We start from the raw sequence: 23,716 nt of genomic DNA on the forward strand, positions 1-23,716 counted from the left end.
TTTATAATGCAGACAGGTATTTTTTTGTATATCACAAAGCGACTTACTAAAAATAATAATTTTTAATAAAAATTCTAATATACTAAGAACTATATATATAATGATTAAGTTTGAAATACAAAATGTCTCTGAATATGATACAAAATAAAAATTAAACAAAAAATAAAAAAATAAATGTAGTAAAACGACAAAAAACTATTTATTTTTATTCAAGTGTAGTGTATAATGTAGAAAATACGAAAAGTAATATCAGAATAAGCAGGGGGAAAAGTTATGTTATCATTATATTCTTTAATATGGACGTTTTTAATTAGTTGTCCGATGTTACTCCTCATATTTATTCTGAGAAGGCGATCAGATTATTTAACAAAGTATGGAGTTACGTTTATTTCGATTCTTTACATATTTTGTACGGTAAGAATGCTATTTCCGATAGAATTTCCGAGTCATCAGAAGGTGATATGTGATCCGTATTTGTACTCATTTCTTATGAATTTATATGCTAAGTCAGAAGATATCCATAAGAAGATTGTTATGGCAGTTATTCTTACAATATGGATAATTGGTATTATCATAGCAGTTGTTCACAAGATGAGAGAATGGAATAAGGTAAAGGGATATCTTATAAAAGGGACTTCCAAAGGAGATGGAGTAGCAGAGAAAATTTTAAGAGAAATTGATTCAGAATGTCCGATTAAGATTGAGTATAATCTGGCAATTGCAGAACCATTTATTAAGGGACTGCGACATCCAGTTATATATCTTCCAGAGAAGGAATGTAACGAGAAAGAATTGGAATTTATTCTCATGCATGAATATCTTCATTGGAAGAGAAAAGATTTGTGGAAGAAGTTTATAATTAATATCATAGGAATGATATTCTGGTGGAATCCATTGGCATATTTACTTTGCAAAGATTTAGACCAGATTATAGAATTAAACTGTGATAATGCGATGTCGAAGAAATACAGTGAGATGGATACCCTGTATTATCTGGATACCCTGACTTATATGGCAGGTGGCAGAAGAGCGAACTTTGATAAAGTTTCTTCGGATACATTAGGATTTGTAAAGAAGCTTGAAGTAAGACCATTAAAGCAAAGATTTCATTATGTGATGTTTAAGAAGGATGATAAGAGGACACAGAGAAAGATGAATTTGTTTATCTTGGGTGTGAGTGTTATTTGGTTTGTTGCATCTTATTATTTTATCTTACAGCCAGAATATATTGTACCATTGACAGATATGCATCAAGAGAATACACCATTTGTTTCAGATGGAGAGAATTCTTACCTAGAAGAACAGAAAGATGGGACTTATATTTTCCACTATGGTAAATATGAAGAAAAAGTATTAAAAGAAGATGTGGAAAATGGAATATACGAGGAATATCCAATTATTAAATATAATAAAAAATAAAAGGGTTAGATAATATAACTACATATGGATGATAAATTCACAGGCTAATTGTTGAATTTTTTTGTATTTTATTATATGATATACTTAATATTAAACAATGAAGAAAAGGGGTATATCATGAAAAGAAAAATTCCAAAGATTACCAATAGTGAGAAACAGATATTAGAAGTATTATGGGATGAGGAGAAGCCTCTTACATCTTCAGAGATTGTAGGAGTTTCTGATGATAGAACATGGAAGGCAAGTTCGGTTCATTTATTACTGAATTCCCTTTTAAATAAGGATTTGGTAGAAGTTGCCGGCTTTAAGAAGACAACGAAGAATTATGCCAGAACTTTCCAGCCAACAATGACAAGAGAAGAATATTCAATTAATCAGCTCCGTCAGGAGCAGAGAAATACGAGCCGTACATTATCCAGATTATTTAACGCACTGTTAAAGGATGAGGAAGATGACGACTTATTAAAAGAACTTGCAGATATGGTGGATTCCAGAAGAAGCCAGATTCGAAAAGACTGATAGGCAATACTGCACATACGTTTTTACATTTCTCTCCGGTTATGAATATAAATACACATTACGATAAGTTCAATAAAAATCTATTGAAGTAATACAAGTTTATAGAAGTAACCCCTATTATAAAGTTTATAAATAGAAGGAGAGATAATGTAATGATGAGAAAAGCAAAATGGAAAAGAGTAGTAGCGGCAGGTGCGATTCTTATGAGTCTTGGAATGGTATTTCCGTCAGCAGATATTCAGGCGGAAGAAGTAGACTTTGGATCAGAAATTGTGGAGATTGTAGAAGAAGATAGTATTACTCCATGCGCTGATCAGATAGTTATTTACTATCGTGTACATAATGGACGACGTCAGAAGCGCCGTTGGAATAAAACACAGGGTAAATGGGTTGATAAAAACTGGATTGATCTTGGACCAGCTTATTAATAGTTAGTTTGTATTAAAAATGAATAATAGGGCTTATTTCCCGGCTACATTTGTAGCCGGGCTTTTTTATATCAGATTTACAGCCCAGAATTTATTCAGAAAGCTCTTCCCATTTGTCGTAGAGTTCCAGGAGTGCAGCCTCATTTTCCTCAAACTTCGTATTCAGCTCCATAAGCTTCGCCACATTAGTAGCATTCTCCGGAAGTGCCATTTCTTCTTTTAACTGGTCGTTTTCTTCTTCTAAACGGCTGATTTCCTTTTCTGTTTTCTTTAAGTCGTTAGCACGTTTACGCTGTCTGGCAGCTTCCTCGCGGGAACGCTTCCAGTCTTCTTTCGCTTTTTCAGGAGAAGGAGCCAGAGCGGCATCTGTGGCGGAAGTGAGCGTGATGTTATCGCTGTCCGCTGAGATGTTTCCAGCCTCTTTTTGTTCTAAGTAATAGTTATAGTTGCCTTTATAGTTTACGATGCCTTCTGGGGATAAATCCAGAATTCTGGTGGCAGTCTGGTTGATGAAGTAACGGTCGTGGGAAACGTAGAATACGGTTCCTTCGTAATTGTTGATAGCTTCTTCCAAAATCTCGCGGGATTGGATATCTAAGTGGTTGGTCGGCTCATCAAGAATAATGAAGTTGGCATTAGAAAGCATCAGCTTTGCAAGGGAAACTCGTCCTTTTTCTCCACCACTTAAGGTTCCGATCACCTGAAATACGTCTTCGCCAGTAAAAAGGAAGGCGGCGAGTACGTTACGGATGCGGGTGTTTGTGAGCTTTGGATACGCATCGGAAATCTCATCAAAAATCGTTTTGCTATCGTCTAGTACGTGCTGTTCCTGATCGTAGTAGCCGATGGAAACTTTAGAGCCATATCGGATTTTACCAGAGTCGGCGCGAAGCTGGCGGTTGATGATTTTTAAGAGGGTGGTCTTTCCCGTACCGTTTGCTCCGAGGAGGCCGACAACTTCCCCTCGTTTAATCTGCACATTTAAATTGCGGAATAAGGCTTTGTCACCAAAAGATTTGGAAAGTCCCTCAATTGTAAGTACATCATTACCGCTGAGGACTTCTGGTTCTAAAGTGATACGCATCTTGCTGTTTAAGACAACGGGTTTGTCTACGAGTTCAAGTTTACTGAGCATTTTCTCACGGCTTTCCGCACGTTTGATGGATTTCTCACGGTTAAAGGAGCGGAGTTTTGTGATTACTTCTTCCTGATGGTGGATTTCCTGCTGCTGGTTCATGTAAAGCTTCATCTGTGCATCACGCTGTGCCTTTTTCTTTTCGGCGTAGGCACTGTAATTGCCGTTAAATACCTGACTGGTTCCGCGCTCAATTTCGATAACCTTATCCACAACTTTATCAAGAAAATAACGGTCGTGGGAAACGATTAAAACGGCACCACGGTAGTTAGAAAGGAAAGTCTCTAACCAGCGAATGGATTCCATATCAAGGTGGTTGGTCGGCTCATCGAGTAAAATCAGATCCGGGTGCATTAAGAGAATACGGCTTAATGCGACACGGGTTTTCTGACCACCGGAAAGTGTATGGATTGGTGTGGCAAACTGGCTTTCATCAAATCCAAGTCCCTTTAATACGCCAGTGATTTCACTTTTCCAGGCATAGCCGTTTGCTTTTTCAAAACGGTCTGTCAGGCGGGAATAGCTTTCCATTGCACTTTCTAATGCTTCACCGGATAAGGTACTGATGTCCTTTTCAAGCTGGCGAATCTTTTTTTCCATCTCGATAATCTCTTTTTTGGCATCGAGCATCTCTTCATAAATACTGCGATGAGAGCTTACATCAATAACCTGAGATAAATAACCGTAGGTAGAGCCTTTCTGGAAAATAACTTCTCCGTTGTCTGCCTCATATTCTCCAGTAATGATTTTAAAAAGGGTAGTTTTTCCGGCACCGTTAATACCGATAACTGCTGCTTTTTCCCCTTCATTAATTAAAAAATTAACATTATTTAATACGGATTTGCCGCCGAATGCTTTTTCGATTTTCTGACAGGCTAAAATCATAATAACCTCCAAATTAGTTATATTGTTGTTGCATTATTATAAAGTAGAAATATTTCTGATGTATTTTATCATGAAAGAAAAAATAAGTAAATAAGTGTTATAATTTTTAACAATCTTATTTGACATTAAAAGAATTTTTGTATATAATTGATTCATTAGAGCTTAAGAATGGGAATTTTTTATCAAAGGGAGGAACTTATGCCAGATAGTAAAACAGTTGTAAAATCAGGAAGTGAAAAGTCTATTTCTCCGGCAGTGATAAAAAGATTGCCCCGGTACTATCGGTATCTTGGAGATTTACTGAAGAATAATGTTGTTCGTATTTCCTCTAAGGAACTGAGTCAGAGAATGAACGTCACTGCTTCCCAGATTCGTCAGGATTTAAATAATTTTGGCGGGTTTGGTCAACAGGGATATGGTTATAATGTAGAGTATCTTTATAATGAGATGGGCAAGATTCTTGGACTGGATAAGACGAATAATATCATTATCGTAGGTGCAGGTAATCTTGGACAGGCGTTGGCGAACAATCAGGATTTTGACAGTAATGGATTTAAGATTATCGGGCTTTTCGATGTGAATCCAAGATTAATTGGTATGACAGTGCGGGGCGTGGAAGTATATGATATCGACATGCTGGAAACATTCTTAAAAGAACATGAGGTAATGATTGCCGCATTGACATTGCCGAAGTCGAAGGCAACGAAAGTTGCAGAACAGTTAGTTGATTTGGGAATCAAGGCATTATGGAACTTTGCGCCGGTAGATTTGCATTTTCCAGAAGAGATTCTGGTAGAGAATGTACATCTTGCAGAGAGTATTATGACATTGTCTTATCGAATCCACAGTCACAATCAGTAAGTATAAAGTTTATATTGCAGAAGAGAACGAAGAGATGAGAAGCTGTGTTGTAAGAAACAGATTTTCATCTCTTTTTGCTAAAGGGTGTTTGCATACAGATGGTGATGCAAAGCTTGCTGAAAGTATTTTTCAAATATGTTCTGGAACGATGCAGTTCAACAATATGCTGCATTCTGTATCTTAGAATAAGAAAGGGATAGTTGTTAGAAAGTAGGAGGTTAAATAATGCGTTACGTTGCTTCAAGGGAAGAAATGCAAAATATTGATGCGTATAGTATAAATAACGTAGGGATTCCAGGTATCGTTTTGATGGAAAAGGCAGCACTTGCATTAGAGGAAGTCTTTTTGGAGAGAATACCGACAGATAGCAGGGTGCTGATTGTTACAGAAAAAGGGAATAATGGAGGTGATGGACTGGCGCTGGGAAGACTTCTGTTAGAAGAAGGCTATACCGTAGATTTTTATGAAATCGGAGTCATTCCACATGATTCAGATTCCCATCAGATTCAGAAACACATTTTAGAGCAGATGGAAGCAGATTTTTTGATGAAGTTTCCCGATGAGGAGTATGATGTTATCGTAGATGCCATTTTTGGCGTTGGATTAAAGCGAGAAGTGGCAGGACGGCACAGGGAGGTTATTGAGCGCCTGAATCAGATGGAAGCACTGAAGGTTGCGGTAGATGTTCCGTCTGGAGTCGATGCCTCTGCCGGACAGATTCTTGGTATTGCATTTGAGGCGGATATAACGGTCACTTTTGGGCTTCCTAAGGTGGGACTGCTTCTTTATCCAGGGGCAGATGTCAGCGGCGAAGTCATTGTAAAGGAAATCGGTTTTCCGAATAAGGCGGTTGAAGAAATCGCCCCGCAGATGGTTTCTTTCACAACAGATGACCTGGAACTTTTGCCGGAAAGAAAGGCATGGACGAATAAAGGAAGTTACGGGAAGGTTCTTCTGATTGCCGGCTCCAAAAATATGGCAGGGGCCGCCCTTTTGAGTGGAACAGCGGCCTATAAGAGCGGAAGCGGTCTGGTACGCATTTTTTCCTGTGAGGAGAATCGTGTGATTTTGCAGGAAAAGCTTCCAGAGGCGATTCTTACGACTTATGATTCGGAAGAAAAGGCATGGGAACTATTACCGGAATCTCTTTCGTGGGCATCTGTTATCGGAATCGGACCGGGAATTGGACAGAGTGCATTTGCAAGTAAGTTAGTAAAACAGGTTCTTACATTAGGAAAGGCACCGCTTGTTATTGACGCAGATGGGCTTAATAATCTGGCGGCTTTGTTACAAGAAGATACAGAATTAAGGCAGCTATTTCATGAATATGAAGGCGGGATGATTCTTACCCCGCATTTGAAAGAAATGTCCAGATTAACTGGAGAAGAAATTGCAGAAATTCGCAGCAATCTGCCAAAAGCGGCTGCAAGTACTGCAGATAAGGGACATGTTATCGTGCTAAAAGATGCAAGAACCATTGTGTCCGATGGAAGCGTACCTTCATACATTAATATGAGCGGAAACAATGGAATGGCAACTGGTGGAAGCGGCGATGTATTAACAGGAATTATCTGCGGTTTTCTTGCCGGAGGACTTGACATTTTGACAGCGGCACGACTTGGTGTGTACTGTCACGGTCTTGCCGGAGATGCTGCCGCAAAAGAAAAGGGATATTATAGTGTTCTTGCCGGAGATTTACCGAATTATCTCGAAACTATTTTGAAGCGGAAACATTTTCCAGAAGAAATATAAAAAACAAAGGAAATCATCAGAATACTCATGACGTTTGCTGGAAATACTTCATTTAGAAAGAAAAGTAAAATGGAGTGAGTGAAAATGATGATAAAACGTGGAGATATTTATTATGCAGACCTTCGCCCGGTCGTAGGTTCCGAGCAGGGAGGTGTCCGTCCGGTGCTTATTATTCAAAATGATGCAGGCAACCGTCACAGCCCTACCGTAATCTGTGCGGCGATCACAAGCCGGATGAATAAAGCAAAACTGCCGACTCATGTGGAACTGTCTACGACGGAGTGTGATATTACAAAGGATTCGGTTGTACTATTAGAACAGATTCGTACAATTGACAAACAGCGTCTAAAAGAACGGGTATGCCATCTTGACACAAACACCTTAAAGAGAGTAAACTATGCCTTAAAAATCAGTCTGGAGCTGATTACATAAAGGACAACACAAAGGAGTAATAAAAATATGAATTTTGAACCAGCAGAGAAAATGAAGAATTTTGAAGCAGGAATTTTTCAGATTTTAGATGAGAAAAAGAAAGAATTGCAAAAACAGGGAAAGAAGATTTACAACTTTTCTGTAGGAACACCAGATTTTGAAACACCGGAATGTGTGATGAAAGCGGTATCCGAAGCCTGCCTTCACCCGGAGAATTATCATTATTCTTTAGGCGAGACCGATGAGCTTTTAGATGCGTTAGCAGCACGTTACAAAAATAGATATAATACGGACATTGCGAAGAATGAGATTATGTCTGTATACGGCTCTCAGGAAGGAATGGCACACATTTTCCTGCCACTCATTAATCCGGGAGATATCGTGCTTTTACCAAACCCAGGATATCCAATCTTTTCAACAGGCGCATTTATCGCACAGAGTAATCAGTGGTTTTATCCGCTGACAGAGGAGAATAACTATCTTCCAGACTTTGATGCCATTCCTGCGGATGTAAAAAAGGCAGCAAAAGTGATGGTAGTATCCTATCCAGCCAATCCAATCTGTAAGACAGCACCAGACGAATTCTACGAAAAGTTAATTACATTTGCCAGGGAAAATAATATTTTAATCATTCATGATAATGCATACTCAGATATTATTTATGACGGAAGAGAAGGCAAGTCTTTCCTTTCTTTCAAGGGAGCAAAGGAAGTCGGCGTAGAATTTTATTCCCTGTCAAAGAGCTATAATTATACAGGTGCGCGTATGTCCTTTGTCATTGGAAATGCACAGGTCATTGAAGTGTTCAAACGTTTCCGTTCCCAGATTGACTATGGTATATTTCTTCCTGTACAGGCAGGTGCAGTAGCGGCATTAAAATCCGATGATGCTGCCGTACAGGAACAGTGCAAAAAATATCAGGAAAGAAGAGATGCACTGTGCGAAGGACTTCGAGAGATTGGGTGGAACATTCCAGACAGCGAGGGAACTATGTTTGCATGGGGGCCACTGCCGGACGGCTATACGAATTCCAATGAATTTGTTATGGAACTTATGGAGAAAACTGGCGTGATCTGTACACCAGGAAGCAGTTTTGGAAGCCTTGGTGAAGGTTATGTCCGTTTTGCTCTCGTACTTCCGCCAGAAGAGATTAAGAAAGCAATTGCGAGCATAAAAGAGTCTGGAATATTAAAATAATTGAAAAAAGATTTCGGTATATTCATTAACACGCTCTGGTACAGTAGCTGATTTTGGAGAATATTGTACAGATTATAAAATAGCATGTTTGTCAATATGCCAGCACAGTAGCCTTTTTATGAAAATATAAAAAATAAAAAAATGGGTGTAAATCGAAAATTTTTGTGGAAAGGTAAATCAGAAAGATAAAGCCAGAATACTTGACTACATAATAAAACGGTGATAAACTTAAAAAAGTTATGCCTATAAGAGTATTTAAATATCATAGAGAAGTGAGGAGAAGATAAAATGTCAGGACATTCCAAGTTTGCGAACATTAAACACAAAAAAGAAAAAAATGATGCTGCAAAAGGTAAAATCTTTACTGTAATCGGTCGTGAAATTGCAGTAGCAGTAAAAGAAGGCGGTCCAGATCCAGCGAATAACAGTAAGCTTCGTGATGTAATCGCTAAAGCAAAATCTAACAACATGCCTAACGATACTATCGAAAGAGGTATCAAAAAAGCTGCCGGAGATGCCAACTCCGTAAATTATGTACAGAATACATACGAAGGATACGGCCCTAACGGAATCGCTATTATCGTAGAAACATTAACAGATAATAAGAACCGTACAGCAGCTAACGTACGTTCCGCATTCTCCAAAGGACGTGGAAATATCGGTACATCCGGCTGTGTATCTTTCATGTTCCAGAAAAAAGGACAGATCATTGTATCTAAAGAAGAATACGAAACAGATCCAGATGAATTTATGATGGTTGCATTAGATGCCGGAGCAGAAGACTTCGTGGAAGAAGATGACAGCTACGAAATTACTACAGACCCAGACGCATTTGGTGAAGTAAGAGAAGCCCTTGAAAAAGAAGGCGTACCAATGGCATCTGCAGAAGTAACAATGATTCCAGACAACTATGTAACATTAACAGACCCAGAAGATATTAAGAACTTAAACCGTACATTAGACTTACTCGATGAAGATGATGATGTACAGGCAGTATACCATAACTGGGAAGAAGAAGAATAGTTTAACTCCTGATTTGCCGCAGGCAAAATAGACGCTTCCAAAGAGAGCCGATCCCCTATATTTGTGACTTTAGTCGCTGCAGGTTGAATGTTCGCTTAACCGCTTGCATCCAACCTTTGCTCCGAGGCCACAAATATAGGGAATCGGCTCTCTTTGGAAGCTGTTTGTTGGCTGCCCATGCAAATTCAGGATTTATTTTGAGAAAGATTTGAGGGAGGCTTCAGACAGTTGTGACCTTTTGAGGAATTGAAATGCTGGAGGACTGACACTTATCTTATCATTTTAAATTATTTGGTATTATAACTATCTTTGGAAGATTTCTGGGCGTTATCCATTCGCCTTATAACTTTTTTGCTTTCTTTAGTATTTTTAGCACAAATTACTTTGTTTTTTTCAAAAAATAAATTCATAAACACGCTCTAGTTAATAGAAAAAAATAGTGACCATAAATAACTATACGATTATGGCACTGATTCAAGTGTCAATCCTATAGAATTTCATTTCCCAGAACTTCTACATCTCCTGTCCTCTTCCCCAAATCTCTCCAACTGATTTTCTGAGCTGTCAACAAGCAGAACTCATGAAGATAAATAAAGCATATTTGTGGCCTCGGAGCAAGGTTTGGATGTGAACGCTGTAAGTGAACATTCAAACCGCCGCGACTAAAGTCACCAATATGCTTTATTTCGCTTCAGGAGTTCGTCTGCTCCGCAGCCTCACAAATCAGAATTTTCACATTTTGTTTTTCATCGAATATACTGTTGTAGAATAAAACAGGAGTATTAGCCATGCGAAGATATCTCATAATATTAATGATGCCATGTTTTGTCATGCTGTTTGGTATTTGCTGTCTGGCAGGCTGTGAGGGAAGCCGTCATCATTTGAAAAAAGTACGTTTAAATGAGGTAGCACATTCTATTTTTTATGCCCCGCAGTATGTAGCGATTGAAAAAGGATATTTTGAAAAAGAAGGAATTAAACTGGAGCTTACTACCGGGTTTGGTGCAGATAAGACGGCAACGGCTGTAATAAGCGGAGATGCAGATATTGCATTTATGGGGCCAGAAGCGACAATCTATCAGTTTAACCAGGGCAATGCAGACTATCTGATAAACTTTGCCCAATTAACACAGCGGGCCGGTAACTTTGTTGTGAGCCGTAAAAAAGAGGATAGTTTTAAATGGGAAGACTTAAAGGGGAAAAAAGTCATTGGTGGAAGACCAGGTGGTATGCCAGAAATGGTATTTGAATACGTTTTAAAGAAACATGGAATGAATCCACAAAAAGACATTAACCTTGTACAAAACATTGATTTTGCCAATACGTCAGGAGCATTTGTCTCGGGAGAGGCTGATTACACGGTTGAGTTCGAGCCGGCAGCAACCTTAATTGAAGAACAGGGAGCCGGTTATGTCGTTGCCTCCGTAGGAAAAGAGAGCGGCTATGTTCCTTACACGGCTTATAGTGTAAAGAAAAGCTATCTCGAAACCCACAAGGAATTATTAGAAGCTTTTACCCGTGCTATCGAAAAAGGCCAGGAGTATGTCAACACCCACACACCAGCGCAGATAGCCAAAGTAATCGCACCACAATTTAAAGACACAGATAGAAAAACACTCGAAAAAATCGTAGAACGTTATGCTGAACAGGATAGCTATAAAGAAAATACAAAATTTGAAAAAGAAAGTTTCACCTTGATTCAGGATATATTAGAAGAAGCAGGGGAACTTGAAAAACGTGTGGATTATGAGACTTTAGTAACAACAGAGTTTTCGGAATAAATTTTGGATTGCCGCAGGCAAGGGAGACACCCTCTAAGAATGAAATAAGGATTATTTCATTCTTAGAGGGCTGTGTTTTGCGTAGAAAATCAGGAATTCAGCAACTTTTTCGACCGCTGAATCAACGCCGGATCATCAGAACTATTTAAAAAAGTGACGCTGCCTTTTCGCGTATTGTCAACCTGCGCCAAATCTGCCACCCTAAGCCGGCGGAGCAGCTCCTTCGCCGTTCCATAGCCGCCATCAAAGATCGTGACGGACGGGCCTGCTATTTTCTGAATCGTTTCTTTCAGGAACGGATAGTGGGTGCAGCCAAGAACAATGCCGGTAATATCTTTATCCTTATATGGGTCAAGCAGGTTATGGAGAAAGGTTTCAAGTTTTTCGCCAGATAAAATACCCTGTTCAACAAATTCCATAAGGCCTGGACAAGGCAGTGGATAAATGTCTGCCTGTTCATCGTAAAGACTTTCTAATTTGTGAAATTTCTCTTCGCGTAATGTCATCGGTGTAGCCATGACAACAACTTTTGCATGTCCTGTGGCTAATACTGCTGGTTTGATAGCTGGTTCTACACCAACTAAAGGTAGGTCGGGATACATATCCCGAAGAATTCGTACTGCGGCACTGGTTGCAGTGTTGCAGGCAACAGCAACGGCCTTTGCATGTTTTTCCTTAATAAGATATGTAATATGTTCAATCGTAAGCGTGCGCACTTCCTCGAGAGTTTTTGTTCCATAAGGGGCATGTTTGGAATCACCGTAATAAATAAAATCTTCATTTGGCATCAGCTTTGTCATCTCTCTTAAAACACTGATGCCGCCCATGCCAGAGTCAAATACCGCAATCGGGTCGGATAGTTGGTTCATAAATCTATGTTCCTCCTGATTATATTTATGTATTCCCTGAATCATTTTCTGGATTTGATTTTTTGGTGTATTCTTAATTAGTTATATTCGGATGCATTAATGCAGGCATCCTGTATAGCTCAAAAAATGAACAAAACTAATAAAAAATCTTCTTACAAAATCAAGCACAAGAAGATTCAGAAAGTACATATTTTCATTTGTCTTTAAAATAGTATAGTTTCTTTTCTTTACGAAATCAAGTGGGATTATGCATAAACAGTACCTAATTTGTACATTTCCGTTGAAAGGTGGCGAGGGATGTGGTATCATTTAATTCGCTTTAATGAAAATGAATTATATAATATAGAAAGAAAATGAATAAGTAAAGTGAATAAATAACAGGAATAAGCAAGAGTAGAGGGAAGGATGGCGAGTATGGGACAGAAGTATTTAGTGGTTAGTGATAATCATGGAAATATGTCGAATCTTGAGTATGTGATTGAAAGATTCCGTGGAAAGATTGAGGCTCTCATTCATTGCGGAGATATGGAGATTCCGCCGGAAATGTTAGAGGAATTGGCAGGATGTCCGGTTTATATGGCAGAAGGCAATTGTGATTATAATTTTAGCCGGGATAAAGAAGATATTTTTGAACTTGGCGATCATGTTGCATTTGTAACGCATGGGGATGCCTATGGTGTGAGCTGGGGAGAAGAAGAACTTGTAAGTAAGGCTCAGGAGATGGGAGCGGATGTTGTTTTTTATGGACACACACATTGTCCGGCTTTTCATTACTATGAAAAAGAGGGCGTGACTGTATTTAATCCGGGAAGTATTGCACTGCCAAGACAGATGACACCGGCAGGACCTACATTTTTAATTATAGATTTAGCGGATGACGGGAGATTAACCCCGGAATTATATACGTTATAGAAAGTTTCACAGTAAATATTTTATAAATGATATTTTATAAGAAATATTTTGTGGGAAGTATTTCAGAACTTGTTAGTATATTTTTTTGAAAAATATGATTGAGAAAGAGAAAAGAATAACAAGTATAATAAAGATTTGGAGGCAATATGAAACGACAGAAAAGAGTAGCGGTAATTAATGATGTGACCGGATTTGGCAGATGTTCTGCTGCTGTGGCACAGCCAATCATTTCCGCGATGAAGATACAGTGCTGCGTGATGCCGACAGCAATCCTGTCTGTACACACGGGATTTCCAAACTATTTTTTACAGGATTATACACCATATCTTAGGACATATATGAATAGCTGGGAAGAGACAGGTATTGAATTTGATGGAATTACAACGGGCTTTATCGGGTCGAAAGAACAGATAGGGCTTGTTATTGAATTTTTTAAACGGTTTAAAAAGGAGAATACATTAGCGGTTGTTGATCCGGTTATGGGAGATTACGGAAAGCTTTATTCATCTTATACAGATGATATGTGCCAGGAAATGAAAAAACTTCTCCCATATGCGGATGTGCTTACCCCGAATCTTACGGAAGCCTGTCGCATTCTTGATTTGGATTATCACAAAGTAGATTTGTCAGAAGAGGGACTTGTAGCGATTTGTGAGGCTTTAAGCGATATGGGGCCAAGTAGAATTGTGATCACAGGCTTACAGCAAGGTGATTTGATATTTAATTATATTTTTGAGAAAAATAAGACTTCAGAATTATTATCAACAAGAAAAATCGGCGGAGACCGTTCGGGAACAGGCGATGTATTTTCTTCTATTGTAACAGGGGCTTTGATTCAGGGACAGGATTTTAAAACAGCAGTAAAAAGAGCAGTCACATTTCTTGATAAAGCGATTGCTTATACGGCACAGATGGAACTGCCGTGGAACTACGGAATATGTTTTGAAGAATATTTAGAGGAGATTTAGCGATGATTTTATATACAGTGAAAAATGGTGTTTACTATAACTTAGAGGACTTTAAAGAGGATTTATCTGATCTTGGGGAGAACGGATTTCCGAATAAGATTTATATTAACATGACAAACAGATGCTCCTGTTCCTGTACATTTTGTTTAAGAAGTTTAAAGGAATTTAACGAGCATAACAGCTTGTGGCTTAAGGAAGAACCTTCTGTAGAATTAGTAAAAGAATTATTTTCCAAGTATGACTGGTCTAAAGTTGCAGAGATTATTTTCTGTGGTTTCGGTGAGCCTACGATGCGTTTTAATGATGTAGTAGAAGTAGGACAGTGGTTAAAGAGCATCCATCCAGATATTCCTCTGCGTATTAATACCAATGGTCTGTCTGATTTAGTCTTTGGTGAGCCGACTGCAAGTCGCCTTGCCGGAATTTTTGATACTGTTTCCATCAGCTTAAATTCTTCTACTGCACAGAAGTATCTTGATGTGACGAGAAACCGCTTTGGACTCGCTTCTTACGATGCAATGCTCAGCTTTGCAAAGGCCTGTCAGCGTTATGTGCCAAATGTAGTAATGACCGTTGTTGATGTGATTGGCGAGGAAGAAGTCGCAGCCTGCCAGAAAGTGTGTGATACACATGGACTTCATCTCCGTGTACGTCCTTATGAGGCAAATTAAAAAGTTTTGTATATTTTCCTTAAAAACAGCAGAGAATACCTCCGGTAAGGAGGTATTTTTTTATGGAAAAAGCAGATAAAAGAAAGATAGTTCTTATTGGAACTGGAATGGTGGGAATGAGCTATGCCTATGCACTGTTAAACCAGAATTTATGTGATGAGCTTGTCCTTATTGATATTAATAAAAAAAGAGCTGAGGGCGAGGCGATGGACTTAAACCACGGGGTAGCATTTAGCGGTGGAAATATGGAAATCTATGCGGGAGAATATACAGATTGCTGCAATGCAGATCTTGTTGTGCTGACAGCAGGCCTTCCGCAAAAAGAAGGGCAGAACAGGCTTGATTTATTAAAGGAAAACAGGAAAATATTTGAGACAATTCTTCAATCTGTACTGGAAAATGGATTTCACGGCATTTTTCTTGTTGCAACAAATCCGGTAGATATTATGACAAGGATTGTATATGAAATCAGTGATTTCCCGCCAGAAAAAGTGATTGGTACAGGAACAGCACTTGACACGGCAAGACTTCGATATCTTCTTGGAGAAAAGTTTATGATAGACCCAAGAAATATGCATGCTTACGTTATGGGAGAACACGGAGATAGCGAATTTGTTCCGTGGAGCCAGGCGATGATGACTACTAAGCCCATTTTTGATTTGTGTGGGGAGACAGAAGGGTGTCATTTTCAGGAACTCCTTGAATTAGAGGAAGAAGTACGTATGGCAGCCTATAAAATTATCGAGGCCAAAAAGGCAACGTATTATGGAATCGGTATGGCAATGGCACGGATTACAAAAGCAATTTTTGGAAATGAATACAGTGTTCTTACCGTATCTGCACATTTGCAGGGAGAATACGGGGAAAATGGAATTTATATCGGAATTCCATGTGTTGTAAACCGAATGGGAATCCAGCGGATTGTAGAACTTCCATTAGGAAGTGAGGAAAAACAACGGCTGCATTCTTCCTGTGAAACGTTAGAAAACACATATCGGGAAATTTGACTATAAAAATTTTTGAAAATATGATATACTATGAAACTGTGATGATTTATTACGTTAATGTATGAGTGAGGTTCCCGGTTTTTCGGGAACCTGTCAAGATACTGTATTCTCGGAATCTTTTTGTGCTTGATTTTGTGAGAAGATTTTTGTCAGTTGTGCCCGAATTTTTGAGGCATACGTTGTTGAAAATTGGGTGCAGCTGGCGGAAAATCAGCCACAAAAGCAAGCGCAAGAAAGACTCCGAGAGTACATGATAATAAAATGGAGGCAAAATGGACTATTTATTAGATGTACATACCCACACAATTGCCAGCGGCCATGCATATAACACCATCATGGAGATGGCAAAGGCAGGGTTTGATAAAGGATTAAAATTACTTGGAATTACAGAACATGCACCAATGATGCCGGGTACCTGCCACGCAATGTATTTTCATAACTTAAAGGTAGTTCCAAGAACAATGTGCGGTATCGAATTAATGCTTGGTGCAGAACTTAATATTTTAGATTATGACGGACATATAGATTTAGATACCCGTGTATTAAAGCAGTTAGACCTTAAAATCGCAAGCCTGCACAGTGTTTGTATCCAGCCAGGAACAAGAAAAGAGAATACACAGGCGGTTTTAGGAGCAGTTCATAATCCGTTAGTAGATATTATCGGACATCCGGATGATGGAATCTATCCTCTTGAATATGAACCAATCGTGGAAGCAGCAAAGGAAACGAACACACTTCTTGAAGTAAATAACAACTCTTTAAACCCTGCCGGTTCCAGAAAACACACCAGAGAGAATTTGATTGCAATGTTAGAGCTGTGTAAGGAATATAAACAGCCAGTTATCATGAACAGTGATTCCCACGTATTTTGCGATGTAGCAAGAAGAGATTTTTCAGAAAAACTCATAAAAGAAATTGATTTTCCAGAAGAATTGATTGTAAACCGTTCTGTCGATGTATTTAAAGAATACATTCACCGAAAATATGAGGAAAAATAAGTGCGAAAAAATTAAAATAATTATGGAAAACGAAATGTAATTACGAGGAAAAATAATTACAGAAAAGTCAATTAAGACAATAAAAGTTTTAAAGGAAGAGGTGAAACTTATGGGGAAAAGTGTACATAACGAAGAAACTAAAAAGTTAATGGAAGGCATTTTAAAGCTGCAGTCCGTAGACGAATGTTATGCTTTCTTTGAAGATTTATGCACAGTCAATGAACTATTATCCTTAGGACAGCGCTTTGAAGTAGCCAACATGCTTCGCAATCATAAGACTTATAACGAAGTAGCCGAAGCAACAGGAGCCTCTACTGCGACAATCAGCAGAGTAAATCGCTGCCTGAACTATGGAACAGACGGGTATCAATTGGTGCTGGGACGTATGGAGGAGGATAAATAGCTGAGAGTGTTTGGCGGAAGACAGACGAATCCTGCAAGCAAAATAATTCATATCTGTGACTTTAGTCGCTGCGAATAGGTATCTGCAAACAGTATCTCATTAAAATAATTGATTTTGACTCCGTCGTAAAAAACACAAAGTCGCAAAATCAAGTATTTTAATGAGATACTGTTACCAATGTTGTATAATCGCAGCTCCGAGGCCGCAGATATGGATTATTTTTAGGAGGATAGTGCTATTTCTTTTTCGACCCTTTCTTCTTAGGAGGATTTTCTTCTCTTCTCTTATCAATGAGTTTTTCGATAATCTGTTTTCGGATATAAATATCATATCCAAGCTGGTAGATAAAAGAAAAATCATCAAGATATTCTGATTCTTCGGTGGAAGGCGAATGCTCTGCAAAAGAATTACGAGTTCGTTCCCATGTTTTTATAATGTCTTCTGAAATGTATTCTTCATTAGCGGTGTTATCGTCAATGATTTTCTGGTAAATATCAGAGAGGGTCAGACCATTTTCCTCATTCTTTGGAAAATACTTCTCGGAGAGAGGTTCTAACAGGCTCTGGATATCTGAAATTGATAACATGCTCTTTAGATAATAAATCATAATGAGAAGAAAGACGTGTTCTCTGGAATATTTCTTCTTGTCAGAAGGGGGGAGCAGATGATTCTTCGTGTAGTTATTGATCATTGTTTTTGTCAGAATCTTATCGTCAGGATATCTCTTAGAAGCAGCTAATCTGGTATCCATTAATGTTGTTACCTGATCCATATATAATCCGATGTCTGGAATGTCTTCCGGAGGAATCGGTTCTGTTTTTAATAAGGCGTACAGCCAGTCTTTATAATTATCCAAAATGGTACCTCCATATATTTGATGTGCTCCAGAGTATTTTTAAACATGCTCTGAAGTATATATACAAATGTTTATGTAACTATATTATATAGTTTTTATTACTATATAGCAAGGGAAAATATCAGGAAAAATAAAATCTATCTCATAAGTGACAAGAATGGGAAAGTAAGGTATAATAAAAATATATATCTGTCATTTGACAGCGGATATAAAATATATAATAGAGATGTACTTTCGAATCAGATTGTACATAAGTGCAAGGAGGTTTATTATGGGATTATTCAAAAGTCAGCTTGCCAATGTAGTAGAATGGGAAGAATACAGAGATGACGTTATTTTCTATAAATGGAATAACAGTGAGATTAAAAAGGGCTCCCGTTTGATTATCCGTCCGGGCCAGGACGCTATTTTTTTATACAATGGTGTTACAGAAGGTGTTTTTGAAAAAGAAGGAAATTATGATATAGAATCAGATATCATTCCATTCCTCTCTACACTAAAGGGATTTAAGTTTGGATTTAACAGTGGAATTCGTGCGGAAGTCATTTTCATCAATACGAAGGAATTTACGATGAAGTGGGGAACGAAACAGGCTGTGAATCTGCCGACAGAGGCTCTGCCAGGGGGAATGCCGATTCGTGCGAACGGAACATTCCAGTTTAAGGTAGGAGATTATCAGATGCTTATTGACAAGGTGGCTGGTGTCAAGAAGCAGTATACAACCGATGAAGTAAGAGAACGTGTATTATCCATGCTTAACCAGCTTCTTCTTCGCTGGATTGTCCGCGAGGGAAAGGATATGTTTAACATTCAGGCAAATGCAGTGGAGATTTCTCAGGGAATCTTAGGAGAACTGAATACAGAGATGCAGAAGATTGGTCTTGCTGCAACCAGTTTCCAGATTGATTCTGTAAGTTATCCAGAAGAAGTACAGAAGATGGTAACGAAGGTAGCAAGTCAGAGTATGGTTGGCGATATGGGAAGATACCAGCAGATGGCGATGATTGATGCCATGACGAATACAAGCAATAATGGCGGCGGCAATAATATGGCAACAGATATGGCCTCCATGCAGATGGGAATGATGATGGGGCAGCAGATGGTGAACCAGATGCAAAGTGCCATGCAGCAAAATAATCAGAATATGCAGGGACAGGTACAGAATGCAGCTCCGGCACCACAGAATCAGGCGGCAGGACAGGCTTCTGGTACAATACCGAACTTCTGTCCAAACTGTGGTCAGAAGACAGAGGGAAGCAAGTTCTGTCCGAATTGTGGCCAGAAGTTAGTATAGAGCGTGTTTTAGACATTTTAATTAATTACAGAATTTGATTTATAGCCAGAGCGTGTTTGAAAAATTAGAAAGCAACTTATTGCACGCATCATTTTACTGTATATATTTCGCCTTTATTTGGGTGGAATCGTCTGTAAATTGTGACGTACATCTTGCTGAAAGTATTTTTCAAACACGCTTTAGTTTGGAAAGGTTGAATAATGAGTATTTATGATACTTTAAATAATGAACAAAGAGAGGCGGTATTTTGTACAGAAGGCCCCCTTTTAATGCTTGCGGGAGCGGGTTCAGGAAAGACCAGATCTCTGACACACCGCATCGCATATTTAATAGAAGAAAAAGGAGTCGCACCGTGGAACATTTTGGCGATTACTTTTACCAATAAAGCAGCGCAGGAGATGAGGGAAAGAGTAGATGCATTAGTAGGCTACGGTTCCGAAGATATTTGGATTAGTACGTTCCATGCGACTTGCAGCCGTATTTTACGAAGACATATCGACTTATTAGGGTATGATAGAAACTTTACGATTTACGATGCGAGCGATCAGAAGTCTCTGATGAAGGAAGTTTTAAAAGAGATGAAGATTGATACAAAGCAGTTTCTGGAACGCTCGGTCATGTCTGAGATTTCTTCTGCAAAAAATGAATACAAGTCCCCGCTTGACTATCGGAATGAATATGGAAGCAATTTCCGTAATCAGAGGATTGCAGATATTTATGAGCATTATCAGAAACGCCTCAAAGAGAATAATGCATTGGATTTTGATGATTTGCTTGTAAAAATGGTAGATTTATTTCAGACCAATCCAGATGTGTTAGAGCATTATCAGGACAGATTCCAGTATATCATGGTGGATGAGTATCAGGATACCAATACGGTACAGTTCCTGTTAGTAAGTCTTCTCGCCAAAAAATACAGAAATCTTTGTGTTGTCGGGGATGATGACCAGTCCATTTACAAGTTCAGAGGAGCGAATATTTATAATATTTTAAACTTTGAAAAAGTATTTCCGGATGCACAGGTTATTCGTTTAGAGCAGAATTACCGTTCTACGCAGAATATTTTAAATGCAGCTAATGGTGTGATAGCGAACAATAAAGGAAGAAAAGAAAAGAAGCTGTGGACAGAGAATCAAAAAGGAGAGCTGGTTCATTTTAAGCAGTATGATACTGAATACGACGAAGCAGACGGTGTGGTATCAAGGATTAATTTCCTTGCGATGCGGGGAGTACAGTATAAAGATATGGCTATTTTATATAGAACAAACGCCCAGTCCCGTATTTTTGAGGAAAAGTTAAAGCAGAAAAATATTCCATATGCAATTGTGCGTGGTATCAGTTTCTATGATAGAAAAGAAATCAAAGACCTGATGAGCTACTTAAAAGTAGTAGATAGTGGAATGGATGACCTCTCTGTGAAAAGAATTATAAATGTGCCAAAACGAGGCATTGGACAGACAACGATTAACCGTCTGCAGGAATTTGCAATTTTGAATCAGATGAGTTTCTTAGATGCAGTATTTAATGCAGATGAAATTCCAGAAGTGACACGTGCACTCGCAAAGCTTCATAAATTTGCAGATATGATAGAAGAATTCCGCGAATATGCCAGCGAGCATGAAATCAGTGAGCTTTTAGAGCATATCCTTGACGTGACACAGTACAGAGCAGAATTAGAAGCAGAGGGGACAGATGAATCAATAAGCAGACTGGAAGATATCGAAGAACTTTTCAATGACATTGCCTATTATGAAGAAGAGGAGGAGAATCCGAACCTTCGTGATTTCCTCGCAGAAAAAGATATGTATACCTTAAATGCAGGAATTGATAACTTGGAAGATGAAAATAATAAAGTACTTTTAATGACCCTTCATAATGCAAAAGGATTGGAATTTAATAATGTTTTTCTCGGCGGAATGGAAGAAGGAGTTTTTCCAGGCTTTGGAGCCATGATGTCAGGAGACGAATCTGAAATAGAAGAAGAGCGTCGGCTTTGTTATGTAGGCATCACCAGAGCAAAAGAAAGATTATTCTTAAGTGCAGCAAAACGCAGAATGCTTCGAGGCCAGACACAGTACAACCGCCGTTCCCGCTTTATCGATGAAATCCCAGGACAGTATCTTGATACAGAACAGCGTGTTTCCGAACAGCGTGTTGTCAAGAACACAGAACGTCCTGCAAAATACCAGTATGGAGCCAAAGCGGGCAAACCATATAATTTAAGCGACTTTAAAGTAAAACCAGTAGGAGAATTAGACTATCAGGTAGGTGACCGCGTAAAACATATCAAATTTGGCGTGGGAACCGTACAGGAAATCACAAAAGGCGGCAGAGACTTTGAAGTAGCGGTGGAGTTTGACAGAGTCGGAAGGAAGAAGATGTTTGCTTCTTTCGCAAAACTTAAAAAGGTAAAATAATTTGCCCGTAGGCAGGGAAGACAGCCCGCTGCCTGCGGCAAATTGGTATTTAAAAAATATTTTATTGGTAAAGTTCTCCGTCTCGTGATATACTAAAGACAAAATTAATAAGGAGGATTGCACAATGAAGAATATTGATGAATTACTCGGTGTTGCAAAGTTATCAGAATTAATGAGCAATGATAAAAAAGATGAATCCAAAAAAGTTTTATGGGTTCTGGCAATTATCGGAGCAGTTGCAGCAGTCGCAGGAATCGCAGCGGTAGTTTACAAATATCTTTCTCCAGATTATTTAGAAGATATTGATGATGACTATGACGATTTCGATGATGATTTTTTTGATGAAGATGATGAAGTAGAAGAAACAGCAGAGGAAGAAGCTGCCAAAACAGAAGAAGAGAAAAAATCTGAAGAAGCAACAGAAGAAAAATAGGAATCAGATTGATTCAGAGTAAGTGGCCGGCGTGACAGCTTAAAGTTACGTCGGTTATTTTATTTTTTATAAATAAATTCTGCTTTTGTCACGGGCAGAAATTAATCACAGGTGGAAATTAACTACCTTTAACACACTCCAGTCAGCTTGTAAGCAATGAGAAAGGTTGTTGGAAAACTATTTTGCAGAAATATTTCATGAGAGAGATTGAAAAAAGACAAATTTTAAAATGTCATAAAATAAGCGGTTAGTTGAATTAATTGTCTGAAAAAAATATATTATTAAAAAAATTAAAAAAAGTTGAAAAAAACTGTTGACATTTTCTTTGGTGTGGTATATAATGCATATTGTCAGCGCGAGAGAGTAGCAAAGACAAAGAAAACAATATATCGGGGTGTGGCTCAGCTTGGCTAGAGCGCTTGATTTGGGATCAAGAGGCCGCAGGTTCGAATCCTGTCACCCCGATACTTGCGGGTGTAGTTCAATGGTAGAACACTAGCCTTCCAAGCTAGATACGTGGGTTCGATTCCCATCACCCGCTTCTGCGAAAGTGGAATTTACAATTATATATTGTATCTAACTATTTATGCGTGTCCGTAGCTCAGCTGGATAGAGCAACGGCCTTCTAAGCCGTGGGTCGGGGGTTCGAATCCCTTCGGGCACGTTTGTCAGGTTGTCCTGGCTATGGTGGGTGTGGCGCAGTTGGTTAGCGCGCCAGATTGTGGCTCTGGAGGCCGAGGGTTCGAATCCCTCTACCCACCTTATAATGGGCTATCGCCAAGCGGTAAGGCACAGGACTTTGACTCCTGCATTCGCTGGTTCGAATCCAGCTAGTCCAGTAGGACCAGTGATTCGAAAAGCTGGCTCATCAATAATTTGATATGGGATATTAGCTCAGTTGGTAGAGCACTTGACTTTTAATCAAGTTGTCCGGGGTTCGAATCCCCGATGTCTCATTCGAAAATCGTTGCTATAGCGGTTTTTGATTTCGAAAAATATTATATAGTATACCGGGGTGTGGCTCAGCTTGGCTAGAGCGCTTGATTTGGGATCAAGAGGCCGCAGGTTCGAATCCTGTCACCCCGATATTTGCGGGTGTAGTTCAATGGTAGAACACTAGCCTTCCAAGCTAGATACGTGGGTTCGATTCCCATCACCCGCTTTCTTTTTTCGCTTGTGAAAAAAGATAATTGAATTACAGGATATGCGGATATGGCGGAACTGGCAGACGCGCTAGACTTAGGATCTAGTTCTTCGGAGTGCAGGTTCGATTCCTGTTATCCGCATGACAAAAGCCTAATGACTACTGATATAGCGGTTATTAGGCTTTTCTAATATTTTTTATTATAGTCTTGCAGCTCCCAGAACACAAATATAGAGTATGTGCTCTCTTTGAGAGTATCTGTTTTGCCTGCGGCAAATTCTTATTTATCTAAGCAAAATGCCAAAATAAATG

At 38.9% G+C, this 23,716-nt stretch carries 22 protein-coding genes and 9 tRNA genes; 28 read left to right on the forward strand and 3 right to left on the reverse strand.

Annotated elements, in window-relative coordinates; translation table 11 throughout:
- Window positions 1–489 precede the first annotated feature (489 nt).
- From EUBHAL_RS09780 to EUBHAL_RS09790, 3 genes are all read left to right on the forward strand, one after another.
- Complete coding sequence (locus EUBHAL_RS09780; RefSeq protein ID WP_044922941.1) at window positions 490–1,419, forward strand: M56 family metallopeptidase; 930 nt, start codon at window positions 490–492, stop codon at window positions 1,417–1,419.
- A 117-nt stretch (window positions 1,420–1,536) separates the two neighbouring features.
- Window positions 1,537–1,938, forward strand: a complete 402-nt coding sequence (locus EUBHAL_RS09785; protein WP_044922944.1) for a BlaI/MecI/CopY family transcriptional regulator — start codon at window positions 1,537–1,539, stop codon at window positions 1,936–1,938.
- A gap of 152 nt (window positions 1,939–2,090) precedes the next feature.
- Window positions 2,091–2,366 carry a hypothetical protein gene (locus EUBHAL_RS09790; protein ID WP_044922947.1) on the forward strand — a complete coding sequence of 92 codons (276 nt, stop codon included), beginning with the start codon at window positions 2,091–2,093 and terminating at the stop codon, window positions 2,364–2,366.
- A 91-nt stretch (window positions 2,367–2,457) separates the two neighbouring features.
- Here the strand turns inward: EUBHAL_RS09790 and abc-f are convergent, their stop codons facing one another.
- A complete protein-coding gene (gene abc-f / locus EUBHAL_RS09795; RefSeq protein WP_005348799.1) occupies window positions 2,458–4,386 on the reverse strand; it encodes a ribosomal protection-like ABC-F family protein in 1,929 nt (642 codons plus the stop codon).
- A gap of 198 nt (window positions 4,387–4,584) precedes the next feature.
- On the opposite strand from abc-f, the gene EUBHAL_RS09800 reads away from it, so the two are divergent.
- The 6 genes from EUBHAL_RS09800 (at window position 4,585) to EUBHAL_RS09825 (ending at window position 11,432) form a co-directional block, all read left to right on the forward strand.
- A complete protein-coding gene (locus EUBHAL_RS09800) occupies window positions 4,585–5,247 on the forward strand; it encodes a redox-sensing transcriptional repressor Rex (protein WP_022170476.1) in 663 nt (220 codons plus the stop codon).
- 225 nt (window positions 5,248–5,472) lie between these two features.
- Complete coding sequence (locus EUBHAL_RS09805) at window positions 5,473–6,999, forward strand: bifunctional ADP-dependent NAD(P)H-hydrate dehydratase/NAD(P)H-hydrate epimerase (RefSeq protein WP_005348809.1); 1,527 nt, start codon at window positions 5,473–5,475, stop codon at window positions 6,997–6,999.
- An 84-nt stretch (window positions 7,000–7,083) separates the two neighbouring features.
- Window positions 7,084–7,431 carry a type II toxin-antitoxin system PemK/MazF family toxin gene (locus EUBHAL_RS09810; protein ID WP_005348811.1) on the forward strand — a complete coding sequence of 116 codons (348 nt, stop codon included), beginning with the start codon at window positions 7,084–7,086 and terminating at the stop codon, window positions 7,429–7,431.
- A gap of 27 nt (window positions 7,432–7,458) precedes the next feature.
- Entirely contained in the window at window positions 7,459–8,628 is a 1,170-nt protein-coding gene (locus EUBHAL_RS09815; RefSeq protein ID WP_005348813.1) for an aminotransferase class I/II-fold pyridoxal phosphate-dependent enzyme, read from the forward strand.
- A 288-nt stretch (window positions 8,629–8,916) separates the two neighbouring features.
- Window positions 8,917–9,651, forward strand: coding sequence for a YebC/PmpR family DNA-binding transcriptional regulator (locus tag EUBHAL_RS09820; protein ID WP_005348814.1), 735 nt, complete (start codon window positions 8,917–8,919; stop codon window positions 9,649–9,651).
- Between the two features lie 788 nt (window positions 9,652–10,439).
- The gene (locus tag EUBHAL_RS09825; RefSeq protein WP_044922951.1) at window positions 10,440–11,432 is read left to right on the forward strand and encodes an ABC transporter substrate-binding protein; all 993 of its coding nucleotides are present in this window, start codon (window positions 10,440–10,442) and stop codon (window positions 11,430–11,432) included.
- Between the two features lie 89 nt (window positions 11,433–11,521).
- Here EUBHAL_RS09825 and murI read toward each other — a convergent pair whose 3' ends face one another.
- Window positions 11,522–12,301 (reverse strand): glutamate racemase, encoded by a 780-nt coding sequence (gene murI, locus EUBHAL_RS09830; RefSeq protein WP_044922953.1) that lies wholly within the window; start codon window positions 12,299–12,301, stop codon window positions 11,522–11,524.
- Window positions 12,302–12,715: 414 nt separating this feature from the next.
- Between murI and EUBHAL_RS09835 the strand changes: the two genes are divergently transcribed.
- From EUBHAL_RS09835 to EUBHAL_RS09860, 6 genes are all read left to right on the forward strand, one after another.
- Window positions 12,716–13,213 (forward strand): metallophosphoesterase family protein, encoded by a 498-nt coding sequence (locus EUBHAL_RS09835; RefSeq protein WP_044922956.1) that lies wholly within the window; start codon window positions 12,716–12,718, stop codon window positions 13,211–13,213.
- Between the two features lie 146 nt (window positions 13,214–13,359).
- On the forward strand, window positions 13,360–14,181 hold the full coding sequence (locus EUBHAL_RS09840) for a pyridoxamine kinase (protein ID WP_005348830.1): 822 nt from the start codon (window positions 13,360–13,362) through the stop codon (window positions 14,179–14,181).
- 2 nt (window positions 14,182–14,183) lie between these two features.
- Entirely contained in the window at window positions 14,184–14,852 is a 669-nt protein-coding gene (locus EUBHAL_RS09845; RefSeq protein ID WP_005348832.1) for a TatD family nuclease-associated radical SAM protein, read from the forward strand.
- A 62-nt stretch (window positions 14,853–14,914) separates the two neighbouring features.
- Complete coding sequence (locus tag EUBHAL_RS09850; protein ID WP_005348834.1) at window positions 14,915–15,859, forward strand: L-lactate dehydrogenase; 945 nt, start codon at window positions 14,915–14,917, stop codon at window positions 15,857–15,859.
- 272 nt (window positions 15,860–16,131) lie between these two features.
- Complete coding sequence (locus EUBHAL_RS09855) at window positions 16,132–16,857, forward strand: phosphatase (protein ID WP_005348836.1); 726 nt, start codon at window positions 16,132–16,134, stop codon at window positions 16,855–16,857.
- Window positions 16,858–16,966: 109 nt separating this feature from the next.
- Window positions 16,967–17,260, forward strand: coding sequence for a YerC/YecD family TrpR-related protein (locus EUBHAL_RS09860; protein WP_005348838.1), 294 nt, complete (start codon window positions 16,967–16,969; stop codon window positions 17,258–17,260).
- A 235-nt stretch (window positions 17,261–17,495) separates the two neighbouring features.
- Here the strand turns inward: EUBHAL_RS09860 and EUBHAL_RS09865 are convergent, their stop codons facing one another.
- Window positions 17,496–18,116: a DUF1836 domain-containing protein gene (locus EUBHAL_RS09865; protein WP_005348840.1), complete on the reverse strand. Its 621-nt coding sequence runs from the start codon at window positions 18,114–18,116 to the stop codon at window positions 17,496–17,498.
- Window positions 18,117–18,387: 271 nt separating this feature from the next.
- On the opposite strand from EUBHAL_RS09865, the gene EUBHAL_RS09870 reads away from it, so the two are divergent.
- The 13 genes from EUBHAL_RS09870 to EUBHAL_RS09925 all read left to right on the forward strand — a co-directional run bounded on the left by EUBHAL_RS09870 (window position 18,388) and on the right by EUBHAL_RS09925 (window position 23,546).
- The gene (locus tag EUBHAL_RS09870) at window positions 18,388–19,410 is read left to right on the forward strand and encodes an SPFH domain-containing protein (RefSeq protein WP_005348841.1); all 1,023 of its coding nucleotides are present in this window, start codon (window positions 18,388–18,390) and stop codon (window positions 19,408–19,410) included.
- 52 nt (window positions 19,411–19,462) lie between these two features.
- A complete protein-coding gene (locus tag EUBHAL_RS17275; RefSeq protein WP_372657388.1) occupies window positions 19,463–19,624 on the forward strand; it encodes a DUF6783 domain-containing protein in 162 nt (53 codons plus the stop codon).
- Window positions 19,611–21,827 carry a DNA helicase PcrA gene (gene pcrA / locus EUBHAL_RS09875; RefSeq protein WP_005348843.1) on the forward strand — a complete coding sequence of 739 codons (2,217 nt, stop codon included), beginning with the start codon at window positions 19,611–19,613 and terminating at the stop codon, window positions 21,825–21,827. Before EUBHAL_RS17275 ends, pcrA begins: the two co-directional genes overlap by 14 nt.
- A gap of 124 nt (window positions 21,828–21,951) precedes the next feature.
- Window positions 21,952–22,260, forward strand: coding sequence for a hypothetical protein (locus EUBHAL_RS09880; protein ID WP_005348845.1), 309 nt, complete (start codon window positions 21,952–21,954; stop codon window positions 22,258–22,260).
- A gap of 390 nt (window positions 22,261–22,650) precedes the next feature.
- Window positions 22,651–22,725: transfer RNA gene (locus tag EUBHAL_RS09885), tRNA-Pro, on the forward strand.
- 5 nt (window positions 22,726–22,730) lie between these two features.
- A tRNA-Gly gene (locus EUBHAL_RS09890) sits at window positions 22,731–22,801 on the forward strand.
- A 49-nt stretch (window positions 22,802–22,850) separates the two neighbouring features.
- Window positions 22,851–22,924 (forward strand) — tRNA-Arg (locus EUBHAL_RS09895).
- A 23-nt stretch (window positions 22,925–22,947) separates the two neighbouring features.
- Window positions 22,948–23,021, forward strand: a tRNA-His gene (locus EUBHAL_RS09900).
- Between the two features lie 6 nt (window positions 23,022–23,027).
- Window positions 23,028–23,099, forward strand: a tRNA-Gln gene (locus tag EUBHAL_RS09905).
- Between the two features lie 44 nt (window positions 23,100–23,143).
- Window positions 23,144–23,216: transfer RNA gene (locus EUBHAL_RS09910), tRNA-Lys, on the forward strand.
- Window positions 23,217–23,271: 55 nt separating this feature from the next.
- Window positions 23,272–23,346 (forward strand) — tRNA-Pro (locus EUBHAL_RS09915).
- Window positions 23,347–23,351: 5 nt separating this feature from the next.
- Window positions 23,352–23,422, forward strand: a tRNA-Gly gene (locus EUBHAL_RS09920).
- 44 nt (window positions 23,423–23,466) lie between these two features.
- Window positions 23,467–23,546: transfer RNA gene (locus EUBHAL_RS09925), tRNA-Leu, on the forward strand.
- The last annotated feature ends 170 nt before the right edge of the window (window positions 23,547–23,716 follow it).

Source organism: Anaerobutyricum hallii DSM 3353 (genome assembly GCF_000173975.1).
In the GTDB taxonomy this organism is placed as follows: domain Bacteria; phylum Bacillota; class Clostridia; order Lachnospirales; family Lachnospiraceae; genus Anaerobutyricum; species Anaerobutyricum hallii.

Coding starts and splice junctions, on each gene's coding strand:
- murI (WP_044922953.1), bottom strand. CDS start 12,301: ATGAACCAACTATCCGACCCGATTGCGGTATTTGACTCTGGCATGGGC.
- EUBHAL_RS09860 (WP_005348838.1), top strand. CDS start 16,967: ATGGGGAAAAGTGTACATAACGAAGAAACTAAAAAGTTAATGGAAGGC.
- EUBHAL_RS09805 (WP_005348809.1), top strand. CDS start 5,473: ATGCGTTACGTTGCTTCAAGGGAAGAAATGCAAAATATTGATGCGTAT.
- pcrA (WP_005348843.1), top strand. CDS start 19,611: ATGAGTATTTATGATACTTTAAATAATGAACAAAGAGAGGCGGTATTT.
- EUBHAL_RS09840 (WP_005348830.1), top strand. CDS start 13,360: ATGAAACGACAGAAAAGAGTAGCGGTAATTAATGATGTGACCGGATTT.
- EUBHAL_RS09835 (WP_044922956.1), top strand. CDS start 12,716: ATGGGACAGAAGTATTTAGTGGTTAGTGATAATCATGGAAATATGTCG.
- EUBHAL_RS09800 (WP_022170476.1), top strand. CDS start 4,585: ATGCCAGATAGTAAAACAGTTGTAAAATCAGGAAGTGAAAAGTCTATT.
- EUBHAL_RS09845 (WP_005348832.1), top strand. CDS start 14,184: ATGATTTTATATACAGTGAAAAATGGTGTTTACTATAACTTAGAGGAC.
- EUBHAL_RS09850 (WP_005348834.1), top strand. CDS start 14,915: ATGGAAAAAGCAGATAAAAGAAAGATAGTTCTTATTGGAACTGGAATG.
- EUBHAL_RS09855 (WP_005348836.1), top strand. CDS start 16,132: ATGGACTATTTATTAGATGTACATACCCACACAATTGCCAGCGGCCAT.
- abc-f (WP_005348799.1), bottom strand. CDS start 4,386: ATGATTTTAGCCTGTCAGAAAATCGAAAAAGCATTCGGCGGCAAATCC.
- EUBHAL_RS09780 (WP_044922941.1), top strand. CDS start 490: ATGAATTTATATGCTAAGTCAGAAGATATCCATAAGAAGATTGTTATG.
- EUBHAL_RS09825 (WP_044922951.1), top strand. CDS start 10,440: ATGCGAAGATATCTCATAATATTAATGATGCCATGTTTTGTCATGCTG.
- EUBHAL_RS09785 (WP_044922944.1), top strand. CDS start 1,537: ATGAAAAGAAAAATTCCAAAGATTACCAATAGTGAGAAACAGATATTA.
- EUBHAL_RS09790 (WP_044922947.1), top strand. CDS start 2,091: ATGATGAGAAAAGCAAAATGGAAAAGAGTAGTAGCGGCAGGTGCGATT.
- EUBHAL_RS09820 (WP_005348814.1), top strand. CDS start 8,917: ATGTCAGGACATTCCAAGTTTGCGAACATTAAACACAAAAAAGAAAAA.
- EUBHAL_RS09870 (WP_005348841.1), top strand. CDS start 18,388: ATGGGATTATTCAAAAGTCAGCTTGCCAATGTAGTAGAATGGGAAGAA.
- EUBHAL_RS09810 (WP_005348811.1), top strand. CDS start 7,084: ATGATGATAAAACGTGGAGATATTTATTATGCAGACCTTCGCCCGGTC.
- EUBHAL_RS09880 (WP_005348845.1), top strand. CDS start 21,952: ATGAAGAATATTGATGAATTACTCGGTGTTGCAAAGTTATCAGAATTA.
- EUBHAL_RS09815 (WP_005348813.1), top strand. CDS start 7,459: ATGAATTTTGAACCAGCAGAGAAAATGAAGAATTTTGAAGCAGGAATT.